Here is a 20,129-nt window from a genome sequence, read left to right as displayed (position 1 = left end):
AATCAGATTCTACCATATAGGACTACGAACCGAGAAGGCTATCGGGAGTACATATCTGATTCATCCATTTGTCAGGCTTGTCCGGTCTTACACCAATGTACCAAGAGTAAAAACCAGCAGAAGTTGGTTTTACGACACATTTGGCAGGATGCTTTGGATGAAGCCGAACACTTACGACACACAGAGGTAAATAAAGAGATTTACGCCAAGCGTAAAGAAACGATTGAACGTGTCTTTGCCGATCTCAAACAAAAGCATGGTATGCGTTGGACCAACCTAAAAGGGTTGGAAAAAAACTCAATGCAGGCGATGCTTGTTTTCGCTGCCATGAACCTAAAAAAATTAGCCAACTGGCACTGGAGGAACACCCATCCTCCAGCGTCACCAACAGACAATAGACGGAAATACGCGAAAACGCCTTTGAGAGTCATTTCTCAAAGGCGTTTTGTCTACGGTCTGAGAGATTCTAATAGTTAGAATCTCTTTTTTATTTTGTTTTAAATTAAATTTATATCTTAAATTCAACTAAAAACCACCCTTATACGCCAAGGGTGGTCTTAATGTAATTCTATCCATATATATTTTACATAAATTCCAATTTCTTTACAAATCTAAGTTGTTCGTAACCCCTACCCTACTCTAAAATTAGGTAAAATATCGTTCGGAAAAAGCTTAGGAGGCGATAGTGGTGATTGAAATTAAGGTGCCGGAGCTTGCTGAGTCCATTAAAGAGGGAACGATTGCAGCATGGTTAAAGCAGGTTGGAGACTATGTAAACCAGGGTGAATACATTGCTGAGCTTGAAACAGATAAAATGAACGTCGAAATAACCACAGAACATGCTGGTTTCCTAACAGAAATAAAAAGAGAACAAGGTGATAGTGTTGAGATTGGCGAGGTTATCGCAGTTATTGATGAATACGCTGAAAAAGGGAAGACGGTAGAGTCGAATCAATCATCAAAAGTAGAAAAGGAAAAGAAGAATGAAGAGCTGAAACCGGAAGAACATCCATTTAATCAACAACCTAAGGAAACAGGGGCTAAGCCAATTGCCTCACCAGCAGCACGCAAATATGCACGTGAGCATGGAATTGACTTAAACCAAGTACGAACACCAGACTCATTAGGAAGACTGCGTAAGCACGATGTTGAGACGTTTGAACATAAACCATCTTTAGAAAAAGCACCACAAAAACCAGTAACACAACAACAAGCTCATAAGCAGGTAGAGCGAGTGAAAATGTCTCCTCGTCGTCAAACTATTGCCAAGCGTCTAGTTGAATCGCAGAAAACAGCGGCGACGCTAACGACCTTTAATGAAGTCGATTTAACAGCAGTAATGGATGTTCGTCAGCGTCGTAAGGAAGCGTTTGTTGAGAAGAATAACGTAAAGCTCGGGTTTATGTCGTTTTTTACAAAGGCAGTTGTAAGCGCCTTAAAGGAATTTCCTTTGTTAAATGCAGAAATTGATGGCGATAAGTTAATTATAAAGAAGCATTATGACATTGGCTGTGCCGTTTCGACAGACAAAGGACTTGTTGTTCCTGTTCTTCGTGATGTGGACCGCCTTAGCTTTGCCGGTATTGAACGTGGTATCAGTCAATTAGGGAAAAAAGCGCGTGACAATAAAATATCGCTTGCTGATTTTCAAGGTGGCACCTTTACGAATTACAAATGGAGGCGTATTCGGCTCACACCGATTTTAAATGCACCACAGGTTGGAATTTTAGGAATGCATACCATTCAGTGGCGACCAGTTGCAATTGATAAAGAGAAAATTGAAAATCGCCCGATGATGTATATTGCTCTTTCATATGATCACAGAATCGTTGACGGGAAGGAAGCAGTTAGCTTTTTAGTAAAAGTGAAACAATTGCTAGAGGATCCAGAAGCATTACTTCTAGAAGGCTAAACAAGAACTTAAGGAGAGGGGAATTTCCTTCTCCTTTTGAATGTAAGACTATGTTAATACTGTCCGAGCAACCCTTTCTTCATTGCTATTCGTTCACAGTAATTGAAGACGAACAAGCCTCCTATTAAATAAATGACGGCATTAAGTATTAAAATCCCATAATCGGTTAAGGCAATTTCAGTAAACGTTAGATTCTCCATCATGACTTCTCTGACCATATTCACGCCTTTGACAAAAGGAGCAAATACTAAAAATGGGGCAGCTGATAGAGGAATAAAGACGAGTGCCATTAAAATAAATTGGAAAATCTGCAAAAAGGCTTGAATTTGTTTGACGATAATCGCTAACCCAGCGATCATAAAACTGACACCGACCATGCTCGCAATCGTCATGATGATAATCGGGATTGTCGTTAAAGGATTTAGATTTAACCATTGACCGGATGTAAGCATCGCGGCATAAAGTAAGATAAGCATCATCAAGGATTGCAAGGTGAATTGGCTAATAATACGACCGAGCATAATTTTCCATACGCCCAATGGAGACATATACAGCTGCTCCAATGTACCGCGAGTAGCTTCCGTAATAATCAGATACCCCATAAAGTTCATCGTCATCATCGTCAAGCTCCAGAAGACGACACTCAGGATTGAATATTGAACATTTGATTCAAAATTTGAAGGGTCTCCGATAAACATAATTCCGAAAAAGGTAGCGAGAAAAATAATATAACAAGTAAAAAGCAAAGCCAAAGTGTTTGGTAAATAGCGTTTCATTTCAATAAATTCTTTCCTGAAATTCGCCCGAAACAAGTTAAACAACTTCATATGTTTGTTCTCCTTTTACGATTTTCATAAACACTTTTTCAAAATCAATCGTCATCCGATCAATGCTTTCGACGAGGGTTCCTTCCGCTCTAAAAATATCAAACAGGTCGTACATTTCACTACTACGCTCAAAATTAACTTCGACGACTGGGTGCGGGAATGTATCTGTATATCGACTGAGTGGAAATCTAGAGGATAATTGCTGTTGTTGAATCACACTTAGGGGTTCTCCTAATGTAATCGAGTAAGCACTCGTTTCAAAAAGTTTAAGTAAGTTTTCGAGCTTTTCGTCTACTACAACTGTTCCTTGATTAATGATGATCGTTCGGTCACAAAGCTCTTGTACGACGGGCATATCATGGGAGCTAATAATAATTGTACGCTGCTCTTCCTTTGCAACAGCTTTTAAAATTTCACGAAGCTCATGGCTAATTTCAACATCTAACCCTAAAGTAGGTTCATCGAGTAATATCACTTTTGTATTAGCTAATAAAGCTACGGCAATAGCCAGCTTTTGCTGCATCCCGCGCGAAAGCCCGTTTACTAGTTCGTTCTCCTTCTCTTTTAAGTGAAATTGCTCTAGTAATCTTACTATTTGCTCTTGCACTTGTTTGCGAGAAAAGCCTCGATTTCCAGCGAAATATTCAAGGTTTTCACGTACCGTTAATCGCCAGTATAAATTTCGATTTCCTTCTAAAACGGCACTAATATGATTCAAGGCTTGAAGTCGATTCTTGTGTACGTCTAATTTGTTAATGTGGATAGAGCCAGTGTCTGCTTGCAACAAACCACAAATCATTTTAATCGTAGAGGTTTTGCCTGCTCCATTAGGGCCTAATAGTCCAAGTACTTCTCCTCGGTAAACGTTAAACGAAACATCATTAACTGCCGTAACCCATTCTTTCGTTTTTCTTTTTCGATACCTTTTGCTAATCCCTCGTACCTCAACAATTGTTTCCACAACATTCGCCCTTTCACTTAAATTTTGTCGCTCTGTTAGTTTACCACTAAACTTACTCTTTTGGGATAAAAAGGAATAAAGTTGAGGGAATATAGGAGGGATAAAGATCGTCTTTTTCGCTGATAATCTGAAAAAATCGCTGATAAAATTCAAAAAATCGCTGATAAACTGAAAAATTCGCTGAAAGCTCGTTTGGATTTGCCGATTAAGAAGGTTGAGTCTGCAGGTTTTGCTCAAAAAAAGGCCGCATGGTTTCCCATGCGGCCTAATAAGTGTGTGTTTGTGGCTAAATGATTATTAAAGACCTTTATGTTTTTATATGTAGGATTAACCAATGCCGAAAATGCTTTTTATTGGGCAATTTTTAAACGTAACTAAGCTGTATCCATGAATTTATACCGCATTGTATAGTAAGGCTTCTTATAATTTGCCTATTGTCATTAATGGCTAATCCATTCAAAGAGTCTGTCTAGGATTTTCTTTTTTTCGTGGGTTTCTTCTTCAATGGCTTCGGTTTCGGCTTCTTCGCCTTCTACTTCTGGGTCCGGGCATGCTTTTGTTGGTTCGGTTCCTTCGATGAAGTACATTACACGATGTGTAGGGCATGCTTCGGTTGCTAGTAAGCCGCTAGATGGGTTGACTTTGACACCAACGACACCGTCGGGTTTGTGGAACGCTAATTTTAAATCATCCTTAAGTGAATGCTCGGTGAAATTTGCCCAAATTCGCTTGGCGATTTTGCCATCAGATGCTTGGTTTAATGTTTGTCCTTGGTCATAGCCGACCCACACACCTGTCACGAGCTGAGGGGTATATCCAATCATCCAGCTATCTGTTGACGTTGAACCAGATTTGCCGGCAGCCGGACGGTTAATTAAGTGAGCAACGGAGCCCCCGGTTACCGAAGTGTGTGCATTTAAATAAGGGTCAAACATGCCTGTCATCATATCAGTAAGGATAAACGTTAATTTTGGATCAAGAACCGCTTCTAGCTTTGGCTTGCTTTCGTATAAAACATTTCCGTTAGCGTCAACAACTTTACGAATAAATCTAGGCTCAACACGATTTCCGCCATTTGCAAAAGGACTGTAGCTTTGAACCATTTCAAGCACGTTTACAGGTAGCGTTCCAAGAGCGAGTGACGGAATAGTTTTAAGTGGACTTGAAACCCCTACTCGTTGCGCTAACTCGACTAGTTTGTCTGTCCCTAGAACGAGATGCGTTTTTACAGCAAAGATATTATCTGAGAATGCAATTGCTTGGAGCATCGTAATAAAATCGTTGGCATAATTGTTATTAAAATTACTAGGTGCGTATTCGGCGCGTCCATCATCATATGTAAAGGTTGTCGGTTCGCTCAAAAAGGTCGATGCCGGTGTAAAGCCATTTTCAAGTGCAGCGTAATATAAAAATGGCTTAAAGGTGGAACCTGGTGAACGCTTCGCTTGAGTGGCTCGGTTGTATGGACTCTCGCCATAGTTTCTACCACCAATTAGTGCCTTTACATCACCATTTCGAGGATTCATCGCCACAAGAGCAGTTTGCAGCTCGGAATCTCCAGGCATCTCCGCTTCAACCCAACGCTCCGCCTCCTTTTGCATGTCTGGATCGAGTGTTGTATAAATATGGAGCCCGCCAGCTTCTAATAATGCTTGATCAATCCCAACCTCTTCTATTAGTTGTTTTTCTACAATGTCTTGAAAGTACGGACCGATATCGGCTGATTGATGGGATTCCTTTCGAATGAAGGTAAGCTCCTCATTCTTCGCTTCATCCGCTTCTACTTGAGTAATAGCTCCGTTTTCTACCATTGATTGTAGAACAACCTCTTGACGATTTTTGGCTCGGTCATAATCAAATAACGGTGAATAATAGCTAGGCCCTTTTGGGATACCGGCTAACATACTCGCTTCAGCTAGTGTTAACTCTTTCGCATCCTTTCCAAAGAAATGCTCAGAGGCTGCTTCAATTCCGTAAGCACCGTGACCGTAGTAAACGGTATTTAAATATCCTTCTAAAATCTGGTCCTTCTCGTAATTCATTTCTAGACGCAGGGAATAGAGAAGTTCATTCCATTTTCTTGCCCACGTTTTATCATGACTTAAGTATAAGTTCCGTGCATATTGCTGTGTTAATGTACTGGCCCCTTGTGACTTCCGACCGCTACGTACATTTGCAAGCACAGCGCCGCCAATTCTCACCGGATCAAAGCCGAAGTGCTGGTAAAACTTTCGGTCTTCAATGGCAACGGTCGCTTTCTTAGCATAGGGGGAAATTTCAGAAAGCTCTACCCAATAACGATTTTGCCCTTGATGGCTTTCACCTATCGTTGAATCATCGTCCCCATAAAATACAGTCGTTTGTGAAACATTCAGTGGAGGAGGACCTTGCATTTTTGTGTAGGAAAGTAACGCGACCGCTCCCCCTGCGGCAAGTACTAGAGATAATAAAATAAGACGAAATACGAGTCGGAACCAACGTCTTCGTCGTTTCGTACGTCGATCAATGATGACTTCCATGTTTGTCACCTCTTCATAGAATCGTTGAAATAGAATCTGTCTTTTTACAAATAGGATTGGTAGAAAAGGTGATTTTTAAACATCAAATTTTGATTGGACAAATTTTCCTTGCTTTTTTCTTTCTTTCATATATACTTTCATTTGTTATCTTGAATTGACCGTTTTATGTAGGTCAAAAAGAGGGATAGATTAAGAGGACAAGCTAAAAAAAGGTGCTAAAAATAAAGTCTTTAAAGGGTTAAGATGACTTTAATTGAACATCCTGTTAATGATGCACAACGAAAAATAGAATGAGGTGATCGTTAATGGAATTATGGTTTACTGAAAAGCAAACAGAGCGCTACGGGATAACAGCAAAAATTAAGCGTACTTTACATACGGAAAAAACGGAATTCCAACAATTGGATGTTGTTGAAACGGAAGAGTTCGGAAACATGCTTATTCTCGATGGCATGGTGATGACTACGGAAAAGGACGAGTTTGTTTATCACGAAATGGTCGCTCATGTTCCTCTATTCACTCATCCTAACCCAAAGCATGTTCTTGTCGTTGGTGGTGGTGACGGCGGGGTAATCCGTGAAGTACTAAAGCATCCTTCTGTTGAAAAAGCAACGCTCGTTGAAATCGATGGGAAGGTAATTGAATACTCAAAAAAATACTTACCGACGATTGCAGGTGCATTAGATGATGCACGCGTTGATGTCCAAGTAGATGACGGGTTTATGCACATTGCAAAAGCAGAAAATGCTTATGATGTGATCATGGTTGATTCAACTGAGCCTGTTGGACCGGCAGTGAAGCTTTTTGAAAAAGGCTTCTATGAAGGGATTTCAAAAGCATTAAAAGAAGATGGTATTTTCGTCGCTCAATCAGATAATCCGTGGTTCACGCCTGATTTAATTGCAAACGTCCAACGCGACGTAAAAGAAATCTTCCCGATTACTCGTTTATATGTGGCAAATGTCCCGACATACCCAAGTGGTCTATGGACATTTACAATCGGCTCAAAAAAGCACGATCCACTAGAAGTGCCAGAAAGCCGCTTCCACGAAATCGAAACAAACTATTACACAAAAGACCTACACAAAGCTGCATTCACCCTACCAAAATTCGTAGCAGACTTAGTATAGGCGCGACACCTCGCGCCGGCAGCCGACCACCGGGAGGCTCGAGGGTTTAAAAGGCGCGACACCTCGCGCCGGCAGCCGACCGCCTCACATCAGTGTCGATATAATCAAAACAACAGCAAAGCAGCTTAAAATGCAGGAGGAATATGAATGAGATTTGATGAAGCCTACTCTGGAAAAGTATTTATTTTGAGTAAACCAAGCTATGAAGAGGCACAAGCGGTTATTTATGGTATGCCGATGGATTGGACGGTTTCCTTTCGTCCAGGCTCTAGATTTGGCCCGAGCCGTATTCGTGAAGCCTCTCTTGGTTTGGAGGAATACAGTCCTTATATGGACAAGCATCTTGAAGAGGTTCATTACTTTGATGCAGGCGACATTCCGCTACCGTTTGGAAATGCAGAGCGTAGCTTAGATATGGTAGAAGAATACCTCGATAAGCTTATTGCTGATGGGAAGTTTCCAATTGGATTAGGTGGAGAGCATCTTTTATCATGGCCAATCTTTAAAGCGATGCATAAAAAATATGCCGATATGGCGATTATTCATATTGATGCCCATGCCGATTTACGTGAAGAGTACGAGGGAGAACCGCTTTCTCACTCAACACCGATTCGTAAAGCATGTGGATTGATTGGTCCAGAAAATGTATACTCCTTTGGGATTCGTTCGGGAATGCGTGAAGAATTTCAATACGCAAAGGAATCAGGCATGTATATGGCGAAATTTGATGTAGCAAAGCCATTAAAGGAAATCCTTCCGACCCTTGCAGGACGTAACGTCTATGTCACGATTGACATTGATGTTCTTGACCCCGCTCACGCACCAGGAACTGGTACGGCAGAGGCCGGTGGAATCACATCAAAGGAATTACTTGAAGCAATCGTGGCGATTGCTGAATCGGATGTAAAGGTTATTGGAGCTGATTTAGTTGAAGTCGCTCCAGCTTATGATCACTCTGAGCAAACTCAAATTGCCGCAAGCAAATTTATCCGTGAAATCTTACTAGGCTGGGTTAAGTAAGATCGCTAAACGACAGATGAGGTTGTCTTAAAAGGTTACAAATCGCCTTTAGGGCAACCTTTCATGTTAAGATGGTAAAAATCAGTAGTTAAATAAGGAGCTTGCTATGGATTTACAATGGTTTCGCCTCATTAATGATTTCGCAGGTCAATCATCGTTTCTTGATGCAGTTTTTGTGTTTGGTTCAAGCTACGGCCTTTCTATTATGATCGCAATCATCCTTTCTTTATTGATTCGTAAACAAACGAGGGGCAAGGGCGCTTTTGGTTTACTTGCTCTCGCCTGTGCCCTACTTATTAATCGCTTTCTAAAGGAAACAATTGAACGTTCAAGACCCTTTGTCGACTATGATGTAACTCTATTAATAGAGCGATCGCCATCCCCTTCCTTCCCAAGTGACCAAGCATTAATATGTGGTGTCTTTGTTTTCCTCATATGGACAATTGCAAGAAAAGAATGGTTTTTTCTCGCACTTTGTTTCGGGTTGTTTGTTATGGTTTCAAGGGTTTTTGTTGGACATCACTATCCATTTGACATTATAGTCGGCTTTTGTATCGGGATTTTTATTACCTATCTTGTTTTAACCATCTCTAAAAAAGGAAGTTCCAGTCGAAACAATCGAAGTAACAAACAATTGGAAATGTAAGCGGACGAGATTGACAACAATCGAAATCTTGCAAGTACTAGCCAAACTCGCTAAACTTGAACAAGGGAAAGGTGTGCGAGCCGTATGCAAAAACCAATAAAACGAAGCTTGAAAATGATTTTTCAGACAACCATACAGCATGGCGATCATACAGAATCCTATGAGTTTACCGCTCGTGGGGAGCTTTATCATAAAGGAAGTCAAGATTATTTACGCTTTGAAGAGGCGTTGTCTGAGCAAGATACTGTACAAACGACAATGAAATGGGATGGGCAGGAATTAACGCTTATTCGCCAAGGTGTCATTTTAATGAGACAAGCATTTATTGCAGGAAAAAAAACAGTCGGTCGCTATGTTACCCCTGAAGCATCTTGGGAGACGACGGCACAAACGGAGAAGGTCTTTGTCCGGTGGCCGAACGGTAAGCAGCGCGGCCGGATTCAAATTCGTTATACATTTTCGTTACAAGGGCAAAATGCGGGACAGCATGAAGTGCGTTTAACGTTAGAGGAGGATAAAACAAAATGAACAGTGTAGAACAAATAAAACAGAAATTAAAGGATGAGATTATTGCAGCTGTAAAATCTGCAGAACTGGCGACAGATGAGACGTTACCCGAAGTTGTATTAGAAACACCAAAGGATAAAACGCATGGTGATTATGCAACAAATATGGCGATGCAGCTAGCGAGAGTAGCGAAAAAAGCACCACGAGTAATCGCTGAAGAATTAGTCAATGCGTTGAATCGTGAGCGTGCTTCGATTGAAAAAGTAGAAATTGCTGGACCTGGCTTTATCAATTTCTTCATGAATAATGCGTATTTACGTGACATTATTCCGGCTGTTCTAGAAGCTGGGCAGCAATATGGTGAGACGAATGTAGGGAATGGGAAGAAGCTTCAGGTTGAATTTGTTTCCGCAAATCCAACAGGAAACCTTCACCTTGGACATGCACGTGGGGCAGCAGTTGGTGACTCATTATGTAATGTTCTTGCAAAGGCAGGCTTTAACGTTGAGCGTGAGTATTACATTAATGATGCAGGGAATCAGATTAATAACCTAGCTCTTTCATTAGAAGCGCGTTATTTTCAAGCGCTAGGAAAGGACAAGGACATGCCTGAGGATGGCTATCACGGGCAGGACATTATTGAATTTGGAAAAGCACTGGCAGAAGAGCATGGCGATAAATTTACGAATGTTCCTGAAGAGGAGCGTTTGGCGTTTTTCCGTGAATATGGTCTTAAGAAGGAACTTGATAAAATTAAGCATGATTTGCAGGAATTTCGTGTTGAATTTAACAACTGGTACTCTGAAACGTCCTTATACGAAACAGGGAAGGTTGAAGAAACGTTGCAGCTGTTAAAGGATAAGGGTGAAACGTTTGAAGAAGAAGGGGCAACATGGTTCCGTTCAACGACTTATGGAGACGACAAAGACCGTGTTCTTATTAAAAATGATGGTAGCTATACATATTTAACACCGGATATTGCGTACCACCAAGATAAAATGAAGCGCGGGTTTGACAAGCTTATTAACATTTGGGGTGCCGATCACCACGGCTACATTCCGCGGATGAGAGCGGCGATTCAGGCGCTCGGCTATGCAGCCGACCAAATGGATGTGCAAATCATTCAAATGGTCAGCCTATACCAAGGTGGAGAAAAGGTGAAAATGAGTAAGAGAACGGGGAAGGCGGTCACACTTCGCGACTTAATGGAAGAGGTAGGCATTGACGCAACACGTTACTTCTTTGCGATGAGAAGTGCGGACTCACATTTAGATTTCGACATGGATTTAGCTGTATCAAAATCAAATGAAAACCCTGTGTATTACGTTCAATATGCACATGCACGTGTATGTAGTATGCTTCGCCAAGGCGAAGAGTTAGGTCTTCACTTTGATGGCACAACGGACTTGTCAGCTGTTTCGACAGAAAAGGAATATGATCTGTTAAAGGCAATTGGTGAGTTCCCGGCAGCGGTTGCCGAGGCGGCAGAGAAGCAAATGCCGCATCGTATTACTAACTATGTTCATGATCTAGCGGCAACGCTTCATAGCTTCTATAATGCCGAACGTGTCATTGACCCTGAAGATGAGCAGAAATCAAAGGCTCGCCTAGCGTTAATGAAGGCAACGCAAATTACGATAAAAAATGCGTTAACCCTTGTCGGTGTTGAGGCACCAGAGAAAATGTAATTCAAATCACATTAAAGAGACGGAAAACACAAAGGTTTAGAGCATTGAAAAAGGGAAAAGCACCTTTTTCAGTGCCCTCGGTTTTTCGTCTCTTTATTTATTCAAGTGTGCGGATAAAGGGTGTTGTTTAACGTTAAATTGGTTTGTCACTAATTAATTCGGCCTGAACCCGCATAGTAATAAGCCGTTAAAGGAATAGTAATAGCAAAGGAAGGGATGATAATGCAAGAAATGATTTTAGCTGTAGTTGCAGGTCTAATCGTTGGCTTTTTATTTGCATGGATCAAGCTACCGATTCCAGCCCCACCTGCTCTTCCAGGTATTTTGGGCATTATCGGTATTTATCTAGGATACAAACTATATCATTGGATCGTGCCGTTTATCCAAAGCTAATTGAGGTGAAAACAAATGCCATATGTGCGTGGAAATGGCCCAGCGATTTATTATGAAGTGGAAGGCGTGGGAACCCCAATTGTTTTTATTCATCCACCAGGGATGGGGCACGTAACCTTTCATTTGCAGCGTCGCTTAGCCGAAACCTATCAAACCATATTTTTAGATTTACGTGGAAATGGTCGAAGTGGGAGAACGAAAGAATCAGTAACTGTTGAGGATATGGCGTATGATGTTTTTCGTGTCGTCGATAAGCTGAAGCTAGAGAAGGCTATCATATGCGGATATTCAAATGGAGGCTCAATAGCACAGGAATTTGCGCTACGCTATCCAGAAAGAACGAGTGGTGTCGCATTATGCGGCGGCTTCCCAGAAGTGAGCACCTTTTTGTTAGAAAAGGAATTTGAACTTGGAATTTGGGGTGCCAAAAACCGATTAATGTCGCTTTTCGGTCAAGTATTAGCAAGGTCTCATTATAAAGAAACCCAAAACGTTAATATCTTAAATGAGTATGTTAAAAAAACAAACCCACAGATGCTGCAAACGATGTATGAAAACGGACTTGAGTATACGTGTACAGAACGACTTCCTCAATTAGACGTTCCGTTATTGCTGATTTATGGTAGTCGCGATTTTTACATTCACTTTTACCAATACCAATATGCAAAGCGGGTAAAAAACCTTGAAATCGTTCACGTTTCAAAATCAACCCATCAAGTCCCAACGAAATTTCCAGACGAATTTAATATGATATTAAAGAGCTGGATTGAACGTAAAGTGAAAAATAAACAACACGTAAATGTATAAGAGGGGTGTCCACAATAGGTTCATTTTGACCTGTGGACACCCCTTAAATTTTAGAACACTTTTTTATTCACGCTTTAAGCGACTCCGCACATTTCTACAGTAACCCAGAAACGAGCGTAGCTATTTTTTCTTTTCCACGTTGAGTGAGAGGGCGTTTTTCTAACGCTTCTAATGTAAGTCGTTCAGAAATAGAAATATCATGTTCTAGTTCTTTTAATAACGTATTGACGAACGTTGTATCGTATATTAAACAGTTGATTTCATGATTAATATGAAAGCTCCGTTTATCAAAATTAGCTGTACCAACATCGCACATTTTCTCATCAATCACAATCGCCTTTGCATGGAAGAAGCCACGATAATATTGGTAGATGTTTACACCGGATTCAATAATGTCTTTAAAATACGGGAACGCTGCTTCCTTAACGAGCGGGTGATCCCCATTTTTCGGAACGATGAGTCGAACATCGACTCCGCGCTTCGCCGCATCAATTAACGCAGCCTTTAAAGCATCACCAGGGATAAAATAAGGGGTCCCGATCGTGACGGTATGCTTTGCATCATTTACTAAATCGATAAAGGTATCCTCTAGAAAGGCACCATCGGTCGGAAGAATTCGTAACGGAGTATCGCCCTTTTTTAAAGGAGGATAATGGCTGTCTTTTACAACATAACGTTGTTTCGCTGTTTGCCAGTCCTCCAAAAACTGTTCTTGTAAATCTTGCACACCATCTCCGTCAATGCGGAGATGAAAGTCGCGCCATGTCCCAAACTTCGGGTCTCTCCCTAAATATTCATCGCCAACATTATAACCACCGATATAACCAATGCGTCCATCTGTAATCACTAATTTACGATGATTGCGACGATTGAGCATGAAGAAAATATACGGTAATTGTACTGGGTGGGAATAAGCAAAATGAACCCCAGCCTTGCGTAGCCCTTTAATCGTTTTTCGTGAAAGATGGCAACCAAATCGATCGATTAAAAAACGGACAGTGACCCCTTCCTTTGCTTTTTGTTCGAGAATTCGAATTAATTTAGACCCGATATGGTCTTCGCGAACTATATAAAAAAGAAGGTGGATATGGTCTTCGGCTTGTTGAATATCGGCAAACATATTTTTAAAAAACTCGTCTCCTGTTGGAAGCAATTGTACATGACTATATCTCATTTTCTGGTCATATCGCTTCGCTTCGCTTTTCTGCTTGCGAAGGCCAAGTTTAAAATCAAGCCTTAACCAGATGAGGATAACAGAAAGTACAATTAATGTTATCACAAAGCCATTCATTGAATCCCTCTTTCCTTTATACGATTATGCTGATTAGTTTCTCCGTAAAGGACTAATTTAATGAGTCAAAAAATGATCACCGAATGAGAATAGAATATTATTGGAAGATTTAGTATTCTTATTATGAAGAATTCTAAATAGGAAGTAGGTTGACCCTTTTGAAGAAGAAAGCCGTACCATCTATGATTAAAGATCAACAATTAATTAAAAAGCGTCGTGAACAAATGATAAAAGCTGCGGTGCATCTTTTTATTGAAAAAGGCTTCCACCGTACGACAACAAGAGAAATAGCAAAACAAGCGGGTTTTAGTATTGGAACCCTTTATGAGTATATTGGAGCAAAGGAAGATGTTCTTTATTTAGTTTGTGATGCAATTTATGAGGAAGTAAGTGACCGGCTACAACAGCATTTAGACCAAGAAGGTTCTGGTCTAGAACGATTAAAAAAGGCAATCCATGCCTACTTTTTAGTCATTGATGAAATGCAGGATGAGGTTCTAGTCATGTATCAGGAAACGAAGTCTCTACCAAAAGAAGCGCTTAAATATGTATTGGAAAAGGAACATGAAATGGCAGAGATGTTTGAACTGATTATTCGGGACTGTGTCACAAGTGGGGAATTGCAGGCAACGGAGAAGCAAATATCCTTACTCACTCAAAACATTCTTGTTCAAGGACAAATGTGGACCTTCAGGCGGTGGGCTGTTCAAAAACTGTTTACGCTTGAAGAATATACGAAGCTCCAAATGAACCAGCTCCTGGCATTAAATATGTAAAGCTTAAATGTTGAAATGATATAGGAAGTATTAAACAGTTAATGTATAATAATGACAATCATTTTATCGAAAAAGGGCGATGTTTGTTGAAAAATCTTTCAAAAAAATATGTCGGCATGACCTTGCGTAAGGATATTTTTGGTCAGGATGGCGCGTTGCTTTTATGACATTGGTAAAGTCAAAGTAGTGGAGGATGTTCTAACGAAGCCAGGTGCTTTAACTGAGGAAGAGTATAGGCAAATTCAAATGCATACGGTCTATGGATATCAATTATTGAAAGAAGAAGGCTCCTTTTCAGAGGATATTTGTCTTATGGCACTTGAGCATCATGAGCGCGAGGACGGGACAGGCTACCCATACAAGAAGACAGCAGACCAAATGAATCGCTACTCTAAAATTATTGCCGTAGCGGACGTGTTTCATGCGATGACGTCTGATCGTGTGTATCAGGTCTTGCCCTTTATGATGTTCTTAAAGAAATGAAAAATGAAGCATTTGGTAGACTGGAGCCATCATTGGTCCAGTTATTTATCCATCGGCTTATGTTGATGGCTATCGGAAACAAAGCGTTGCTTAGCAATGATTTAGTTATTGATATCGTTTTTGTATCTCCTGAGGACCCAATAAAACCTATAGTTCGATTTCATAAAGATTTCATCGATTTAAGGAAGAGCAACCTTTATATTAAGAAGCTTATCCAATAAGAGCAAGAAACGATTTGTACTTACCTCACTTTTTCATCTACTATCTAGCATAAATGAATGAAATGTGTTTATAATGAAAAGTATGATTTTTATTCCAGGCAGATGAAAGATGGAAAGGACGTGCTCAGTTTGAATTTGAAGGAAATGGAAAAAGAAGAGCTTCAGGAGCTTTCAATGGTAGAAATCGCCTTCGCGATCATGAAAGAGGAGCGCAAACCATTTGAATATTATGATTTAGTGAAAAGAGTTGCAGAAATTAAAGGATTAAGTAAAGAGCAAGTGAACGATAGAATTGCTTATTTATATACCGATTTAAACATTGATGGCCGTTTTTTAACACTTGGCGACAATCAATGGGGGTTGAAGGTTTGGTACCCTCTAGAACAAGCAGAAGAGGAAATTACAGCTCCTGTTAAGCCTCGTAAGAAAGTGAAGGATGAAGAAGTAGAAGATTTAGATGATGATTTTGAGGATTATGAGGATGAATTTGAGGATCTTGAGGACGAGTTAGATGAAATCTCAAGTGAAGAAGATGCCGACGATGACGACTTCGACGATGATGATGAAGTTGAAGAATTTGATGATAATACTACAGAAGATTCAGAAGAAGATTCGGATGAAGAAGTAGAAGAAGATGAAATAAATTAAGCTAGAGACCAGACTAGATCTTGACTTCTTTTAAAGTTCTAGGTAGAATCATTTTTGGGCTTTAGAAAAGCATGTTGGATATCCGATAACAAAAGTGCGCCCCCTTTTTAGGGTGAGCTGTCACTTTTGTTTTTTTATTTTATAGAGACTGTTAAAGATGGAAAAAATAGTCTTTGTCAAAAAGGTTGGTTTTAACATTTGCCATGAGCTGTATTGAGCGATAGGCATCGTAGTAATATAGAGTATATAAAAGAACGTGAAGGAGTCGATACGATTGTCAGCAAAGTATATATTTGTCACGGGTGGAGTTGTTTCATCATTAGGAAAGGGAATTACAGCAGCTTCATTAGGCCGGTTGTTAAAAAATCGCGGCATGAAGGTGACGATTCAGAAGTTTGATCCATACATTAATGTCGACCCAGGTACCATGAGCCCTTATCAGCATGGTGAAGTTTTTGTAACCGATGATGGAGCTGAAACAGATCTTGACTTAGGTCACTATGAGCGCTTTATCGATATTAATTTAAGCCAAAATAGCAATGTAACAACAGGAAAAATTTATTCAACAGTTCTAAAGAAGGAACGTCGTGGTGATTACCTAGGTGGAACGGTTCAAGTAATTCCTCACGTAACGAACGAAATTAAAGAACGTGTATTTCGTGCGGGACGTGAAACAAATGCGGATGTAGTCATTACTGAAATTGGTGGAACAGTTGGTGATATCGAGAGCTTGCCATTTTTAGAGGCAATCCGCCAAATTAAAAGTGATGTTGGCGTGGACAATGTCATGTATATCCACTGTACGCTTATTCCATACCTAGCAGCTGCAGGGGAAATGAAGTCAAAGCCAACTCAGCATAGTGTAAAAGAATTACGTAGCCTCGGTATTCAACCGAATGTGATTGTTGTTCGAACAGAGAAGCCTGTTCCTCAGGATATGAAGGAAAAGATTGCACTATTCTGTGACATTCGTAAGGATGCTGTAATCGAGGCTCGTGATGCCGATACGTTATACCAAGTGCCATTAGATCTTCAAGCACAAAAGCTTGATGATATCGTTTGTAATCATCTGAAGCTAAACTGTCAGCAAGCAGATATGACAGAATGGAAGCAGCTTGTAGAGCGTGTGCAAAACCTTTCCGAAAAGGTGAAAATTGCCCTAGTCGGTAAATATGTCGCTCTTCCTGATGCTTATCTTTCTGTTGCAGAAGCATTACGCCATGCAGGCTACACATATGATGCAGACCTTGAAATTCAATGGGTTGATGCCGAGGCTGTAACGGCTGAGAATGTTGCAAGTCTTCTAGAGGGTGCTGATGGTATTTTAGTTCCTGGTGGATTTGGTGATCGTGGAATTGAAGGGAAAATTACGGCGATTCGTTATGCACGTGAAAAGCAAATGCCATTCTTAGGAATTTGCTTAGGGATGCAGCTTGCATCAATTGAATTTGCTAGACATGTTCTTGGATTAGAAGGGGCAAACTCAGCAGAGCTTAATCCTGAAACGAACTATCCAATTATTGATTTATTACCAGAACAAAAAGATATTGAAGATATGGGTGGAACGCTTCGTCTCGGTTTATACCCTTGTAAGTTAACAGATGGTTCATTAGCTCACGCAGCGTACGGTGAACAGGTTATTTACGAGCGTCACCGTCACCGTTATGAATTTAACAATGAGTATCGTGAGCAAATGGAGAAAGCAGGATTTGTGTTCTCTGGGACAAGTCCTGATGGTCGCTTAGTAGAAATCATTGAGTTAGAGGATCATCCGTTTTTCATTGCTTCACAATTCCACCCAGAGTTTGTATCAAGACCAACACGTCCACAGCCATTATTCCGTGAATTTGTTCGTGCATCTTTAAAGAAATAATAATGAAGCTTAAATCGTACAAGGCTGTGCCAAATGGTTGTTTTTTCACCATTTGGCACAGCCTCTTTATTTTACGAGCGGACTTTCGATTTGCAAAAACGATTGTCTGTATCGTTTAGCGCTCAATCATACTCACATAAAATATCCGTAATCGTTAAATGTAAGCAAAAGTAAGTATATAAGGCAGCCAGTGAGGCGGGGTAGCCAATTCTCGAGCCGTCATCTTGTGGGACAAGAGAACGATCAGCATCCAAATTAATATGAACATCGGCTAGCTCGACAAGTGGATCGTCTGCTGAGTGAATGGAGGAAATCGCAACGAAAGCAATCCCGTGCTCATATAACTTTTTTGCAAGCGAAAGACAGGTTGAATCAGTTGATATCCGTGTGACGAGAAGCACGCGGTCCTGTGGTTCGATGGCATCAAGAGGAAAATCCGCGGGTAATGGTTTGAAGTTCGTGAAGGCTTCCTTGCCATATAGGGCCTCTGCGCTCACTGCGGCCATTTCCTTTTCACCATAAATATAAATCGTTCCGTCTGCGATCATCGTTTGTGCGAGGAGACGTCCAGCGTCCTCTAAGCTTTCTGCTTGCTGATCCTGAATGGACTTGATTACACCGCTAAGCTGAGTTGTGAAAATTTGAATCATATCATCCCCCCGTTGAAGTCATGCTAATGGGGAGATTATAACTCACTTAAGCTAAAAAAGTAAATTCGACATGCATTCACCATTTTTGTCGGAACTTTTCTGAAGCAAATAGCAGGATTTTTAGAGAAGAGCCTCGAATCAATTAATCAGTAAAGAGACAACTGCGCGGACTAGTATTTTGGTTCAGACAAGAAGGAGTGTATACAATGCAAAAAATATTAGTAGTAGATGACCAGTATGGAATTCGAGTGTTATTAAGTGAAATTTTACAAAAGGATGGATATAAAATTTTTCAGGCGGCTAACGGTGTACAAGCGTTGAATATTGTCGATGAAAATAAACCTGATCTCGTTTTATTAGATATGAAAATCCCAGGAATGGATGGACTTGAAATCTTAAAGCGAATTAAAGAAAAACACGAAGATATCGATGTGATTATGATGACGGCATACGGTGAACTAAATTTAATAAATGAGGCGATGCAGCTTGGAGCGATTACTCATTTTGCTAAACCTTTCGATATCGATGATGTTCGAGAAGTAATTAAGAAGCACATCACTGTACAAAAGTAAGAGAATTTTAAGAAAATATCAAGTTTTATAAAAAATTTCCCTAAAGGAAGCGTTTACTTTAAAAAACTGCTTCGTAAAGCCGTTTATTTAAACGAGATTATGCTATAATGAACACGATTATAAATTAAGAGCAAGCGATTTTTCATGAGTCATACATATGAAGTTACGGATAGTTCCTTTCATATACGGTAACCTAGTTACTGTTACTGTAATGAAATTTTGCTCTTACTAAAAGGAGGAAAAAGAATGCCTTTAGTATCAATGAAAGACATGTTAAACAAAGCGAAGGCGGAGAGCTATGCAGTGGGTCAATTCAACATTAACAACCTTGAATTTACTCAAGCGATCCTTCAAGCAGCAGAAGAAGAGAAATCTCCAGTAATCCTAGGTGTATCTGAGGGTGCAGCGCGTTACATGGGTGGTTTCAAGACAATTGTAGGAATGGTTAAGAACCTAATGGAAGAGTATAACACAACAGTTCCTGTTGCGATTCACCTTGATCACGGTTCTAGCTTCGAGAAGTGTGTGGAAGCAATCCATGCTGGTTTCACTTCTGTTATGATTGATGGCTCTCATCATCCGCTAGAAGAAAACATTGCGATTACGAAGCAAGTTGTTGCAGTGGCTCATACACTAGGTGTTTCTGTTGAGGCAGAACTTGGACGTATTGGTGGACAAGAAGACGACCTAATTGTAGATGATGCGGAAGCTGCTTATGCAATCCCTTCTGAGTGTAAAGAACTAGTAGAAGCAACAGGAGTAGATTGTTTTGCGCCAGCATTAGGGTCTGTACACGGTACGTACAAAGGTGAACCAAACCTTGGTTTTGATCGTATGAAGGAAATTGATGAGCTTGTAGGAATTCCTCTTGTTCTTCATGGTGGAACTGGTATTCCGTTGAAGGATGTTCAAAAGGCTATTTCTTTTGGACATGCGAAAATCAACGTAAACACAGAGAACCAAATCACTTCTGCTCAATCGGTTCGTGAAGTATTAGAAGCGAATCCAGAAATGATCGATCCTCGTAAATACCTAGGACCAGCTCGTGAGACAATTAAGGAAACAGTTAAAGGGAAAATGCGCGAGTTCGGTTCTTCAAACAAGGCGTAATGATAAAAAAGTAAAAGCAGTTCTCTTGAGCTGCTTTTACCTTAAGAATATATGTCAGAACATTTGACATATTGAAAATGCAAACGTTATTATTT

19 protein-coding genes and 1 pseudogene are annotated in these 20,129 nt (G+C 40.4%); 15 read left to right on the top strand and 5 right to left on the bottom strand.

Features of this window, described 5'->3' with window-relative positions; translation table 11 throughout:
- Positions 1–470: pseudogene (locus B1R93_RS23450) on the top strand (transposase); the annotation flags it as partial.
- 218 nt (positions 471–688) lie between these two features.
- Positions 689–1,912: a 2-oxoglutarate dehydrogenase complex dihydrolipoyllysine-residue succinyltransferase gene (gene odhB, locus B1R93_RS13335; protein WP_088104439.1), complete on the top strand. Its 1,224-nt coding sequence runs from the start codon at positions 689–691 to the stop codon at positions 1,910–1,912.
- Between the two features lie 53 nt (positions 1,913–1,965).
- Here the strand turns inward: odhB and B1R93_RS13330 are convergent, their stop codons facing one another.
- The 3 genes from B1R93_RS13330 to B1R93_RS13320 all read right to left on the bottom strand — a co-directional run bounded on the left by B1R93_RS13330 (position 1,966) and on the right by B1R93_RS13320 (position 6,219).
- On the bottom strand, positions 1,966–2,739 hold the full coding sequence (locus B1R93_RS13330) for an ABC transporter permease (RefSeq protein WP_088104438.1): 774 nt from the start codon (positions 2,737–2,739) through the stop codon (positions 1,966–1,968).
- On the bottom strand, positions 2,726–3,700 hold the full coding sequence (locus tag B1R93_RS13325) for an ABC transporter ATP-binding protein (RefSeq protein WP_088104437.1): 975 nt from the start codon (positions 3,698–3,700) through the stop codon (positions 2,726–2,728). The genes B1R93_RS13330 and B1R93_RS13325 overlap by 14 nt, the downstream gene beginning before the upstream one ends.
- 440 nt (positions 3,701–4,140) lie before the next feature.
- Positions 4,141–6,219, bottom strand: coding sequence for a transglycosylase domain-containing protein (locus B1R93_RS13320; RefSeq protein WP_088104436.1), 2,079 nt, complete (start codon positions 6,217–6,219; stop codon positions 4,141–4,143).
- 305 nt (positions 6,220–6,524) lie between these two features.
- Here B1R93_RS13320 and speE point away from each other — a divergent pair, with 305 nt between their 5' ends.
- The 7 genes from speE to B1R93_RS13285 all read left to right on the top strand — a co-directional run bounded on the left by speE (position 6,525) and on the right by B1R93_RS13285 (position 12,410).
- Entirely contained in the window at positions 6,525–7,349 is an 825-nt protein-coding gene (speE, locus tag B1R93_RS13315) for a spermidine synthase (RefSeq protein WP_088104435.1), read from the top strand.
- Positions 7,350–7,496: 147 nt separating this feature from the next.
- Entirely contained in the window at positions 7,497–8,369 is an 873-nt protein-coding gene (speB, locus tag B1R93_RS13310; RefSeq protein WP_088104434.1) for an agmatinase, read from the top strand.
- A gap of 106 nt (positions 8,370–8,475) precedes the next feature.
- Positions 8,476–9,015 (top strand): phosphatase PAP2 family protein, encoded by a 540-nt coding sequence (locus tag B1R93_RS13305; RefSeq protein WP_088104433.1) that lies wholly within the window; start codon positions 8,476–8,478, stop codon positions 9,013–9,015.
- A gap of 84 nt (positions 9,016–9,099) precedes the next feature.
- Positions 9,100–9,543: a YwiB family protein gene (locus B1R93_RS13300; protein WP_088104432.1), complete on the top strand. Its 444-nt coding sequence runs from the start codon at positions 9,100–9,102 to the stop codon at positions 9,541–9,543.
- Entirely contained in the window at positions 9,540–11,210 is a 1,671-nt protein-coding gene (gene argS / locus B1R93_RS13295) for an arginine--tRNA ligase (protein WP_088104431.1), read from the top strand. Before B1R93_RS13300 ends, argS begins: the two co-directional genes overlap by 4 nt.
- 222 nt (positions 11,211–11,432) lie before the next feature.
- Entirely contained in the window at positions 11,433–11,603 is a 171-nt protein-coding gene (locus B1R93_RS13290; protein ID WP_088104430.1) for a XapX domain-containing protein, read from the top strand.
- Positions 11,604–11,618: 15 nt separating this feature from the next.
- Positions 11,619–12,410, top strand: a complete 792-nt coding sequence (locus B1R93_RS13285; protein ID WP_088104429.1) for an alpha/beta fold hydrolase — start codon at positions 11,619–11,621, stop codon at positions 12,408–12,410.
- Between the two features lie 94 nt (positions 12,411–12,504).
- On the opposite strand, the gene cls is transcribed toward B1R93_RS13285, so the two are convergent.
- On the bottom strand, positions 12,505–13,701 hold the full coding sequence (cls, locus tag B1R93_RS13280) for a cardiolipin synthase (protein ID WP_088104428.1): 1,197 nt from the start codon (positions 13,699–13,701) through the stop codon (positions 12,505–12,507).
- Positions 13,702–13,859: 158 nt separating this feature from the next.
- Here cls and B1R93_RS13275 point away from each other — a divergent pair, with 158 nt between their 5' ends.
- From B1R93_RS13275 to B1R93_RS13255, 4 genes are all read left to right on the top strand, one after another.
- A complete protein-coding gene (locus B1R93_RS13275) occupies positions 13,860–14,477 on the top strand; it encodes a TetR/AcrR family transcriptional regulator (protein ID WP_088104427.1) in 618 nt (205 codons plus the stop codon).
- Between the two features lie 147 nt (positions 14,478–14,624).
- Positions 14,625–14,960, top strand: coding sequence for an HD-GYP domain-containing protein (locus B1R93_RS13270; RefSeq protein ID WP_088104426.1), 336 nt, complete (start codon positions 14,625–14,627; stop codon positions 14,958–14,960).
- 350 nt (positions 14,961–15,310) lie between these two features.
- Positions 15,311–15,829, top strand: coding sequence for a DNA-directed RNA polymerase subunit delta (gene rpoE / locus B1R93_RS13260; protein WP_088104424.1), 519 nt, complete (start codon positions 15,311–15,313; stop codon positions 15,827–15,829).
- A 274-nt stretch (positions 15,830–16,103) separates the two neighbouring features.
- Positions 16,104–17,702: a CTP synthase gene (locus tag B1R93_RS13255; protein WP_088104423.1), complete on the top strand. Its 1,599-nt coding sequence runs from the start codon at positions 16,104–16,106 to the stop codon at positions 17,700–17,702.
- 122 nt (positions 17,703–17,824) lie between these two features.
- On the opposite strand, the gene B1R93_RS13250 is transcribed toward B1R93_RS13255, so the two are convergent.
- On the bottom strand, positions 17,825–18,352 hold the full coding sequence (locus B1R93_RS13250) for a DUF2529 domain-containing protein (RefSeq protein WP_088104422.1): 528 nt from the start codon (positions 18,350–18,352) through the stop codon (positions 17,825–17,827).
- A 206-nt stretch (positions 18,353–18,558) separates the two neighbouring features.
- Between B1R93_RS13250 and B1R93_RS13245 the strand changes: the two genes are divergently transcribed.
- Positions 18,559–18,924, top strand: a complete 366-nt coding sequence (locus tag B1R93_RS13245; RefSeq protein WP_088104421.1) for a response regulator — start codon at positions 18,559–18,561, stop codon at positions 18,922–18,924.
- Between the two features lie 246 nt (positions 18,925–19,170).
- Positions 19,171–20,034 carry a class II fructose-1,6-bisphosphate aldolase gene (gene fba / locus B1R93_RS13240; RefSeq protein ID WP_088104420.1) on the top strand — a complete coding sequence of 288 codons (864 nt, stop codon included), beginning with the start codon at positions 19,171–19,173 and terminating at the stop codon, positions 20,032–20,034.
- Positions 20,035–20,129: the final 95 nt, after the last annotated feature.

This window comes from Halalkalibacter urbisdiaboli (assembly GCF_002156385.1).
Taxonomy (GTDB): domain Bacteria; phylum Bacillota; class Bacilli; order Bacillales; family Bacillaceae_D; genus Halalkalibacter_A; species Halalkalibacter_A urbisdiaboli.
The sequence above is the reverse complement of the archived record's forward strand: the minus strand, read 5'-3'. Positions and strand labels throughout refer to the sequence as shown.

What these genes read in the sequence shown, in the direction of transcription:
- speB (WP_088104434.1), top strand. Translation starts at nt 7,497, where the DNA reads ATGAGATTTGATGAAGCCTACTCTGGAAAAGTATTTATTTTGAGTAAA.
- B1R93_RS13290 (WP_088104430.1), top strand. Translation starts at nt 11,433, where the DNA reads ATGCAAGAAATGATTTTAGCTGTAGTTGCAGGTCTAATCGTTGGCTTT.
- B1R93_RS13270 (WP_088104426.1), top strand. Translation starts at nt 14,625, where the DNA reads ATGGCGCGTTGCTTTTATGACATTGGTAAAGTCAAAGTAGTGGAGGAT.
- B1R93_RS13300 (WP_088104432.1), top strand. Translation starts at nt 9,100, where the DNA reads ATGCAAAAACCAATAAAACGAAGCTTGAAAATGATTTTTCAGACAACC.
- B1R93_RS13320 (WP_088104436.1), bottom strand. Translation starts at nt 6,219, where the DNA reads ATGGAAGTCATCATTGATCGACGTACGAAACGACGAAGACGTTGGTTC.
- argS (WP_088104431.1), top strand. Translation starts at nt 9,540, where the DNA reads ATGAACAGTGTAGAACAAATAAAACAGAAATTAAAGGATGAGATTATT.
- B1R93_RS13305 (WP_088104433.1), top strand. Translation starts at nt 8,476, where the DNA reads ATGGATTTACAATGGTTTCGCCTCATTAATGATTTCGCAGGTCAATCA.
- cls (WP_088104428.1), bottom strand. Translation starts at nt 13,701, where the DNA reads ATGAATGGCTTTGTGATAACATTAATTGTACTTTCTGTTATCCTCATC.
- B1R93_RS13245 (WP_088104421.1), top strand. Translation starts at nt 18,559, where the DNA reads ATGCAAAAAATATTAGTAGTAGATGACCAGTATGGAATTCGAGTGTTA.
- B1R93_RS13285 (WP_088104429.1), top strand. Translation starts at nt 11,619, where the DNA reads ATGCCATATGTGCGTGGAAATGGCCCAGCGATTTATTATGAAGTGGAA.
- B1R93_RS13250 (WP_088104422.1), bottom strand. Translation starts at nt 18,352, where the DNA reads ATGATTCAAATTTTCACAACTCAGCTTAGCGGTGTAATCAAGTCCATT.
- speE (WP_088104435.1), top strand. Translation starts at nt 6,525, where the DNA reads ATGGAATTATGGTTTACTGAAAAGCAAACAGAGCGCTACGGGATAACA.
- B1R93_RS13330 (WP_088104438.1), bottom strand. Translation starts at nt 2,739, where the DNA reads ATGAAGTTGTTTAACTTGTTTCGGGCGAATTTCAGGAAAGAATTTATT.
- fba (WP_088104420.1), top strand. Translation starts at nt 19,171, where the DNA reads ATGCCTTTAGTATCAATGAAAGACATGTTAAACAAAGCGAAGGCGGAG.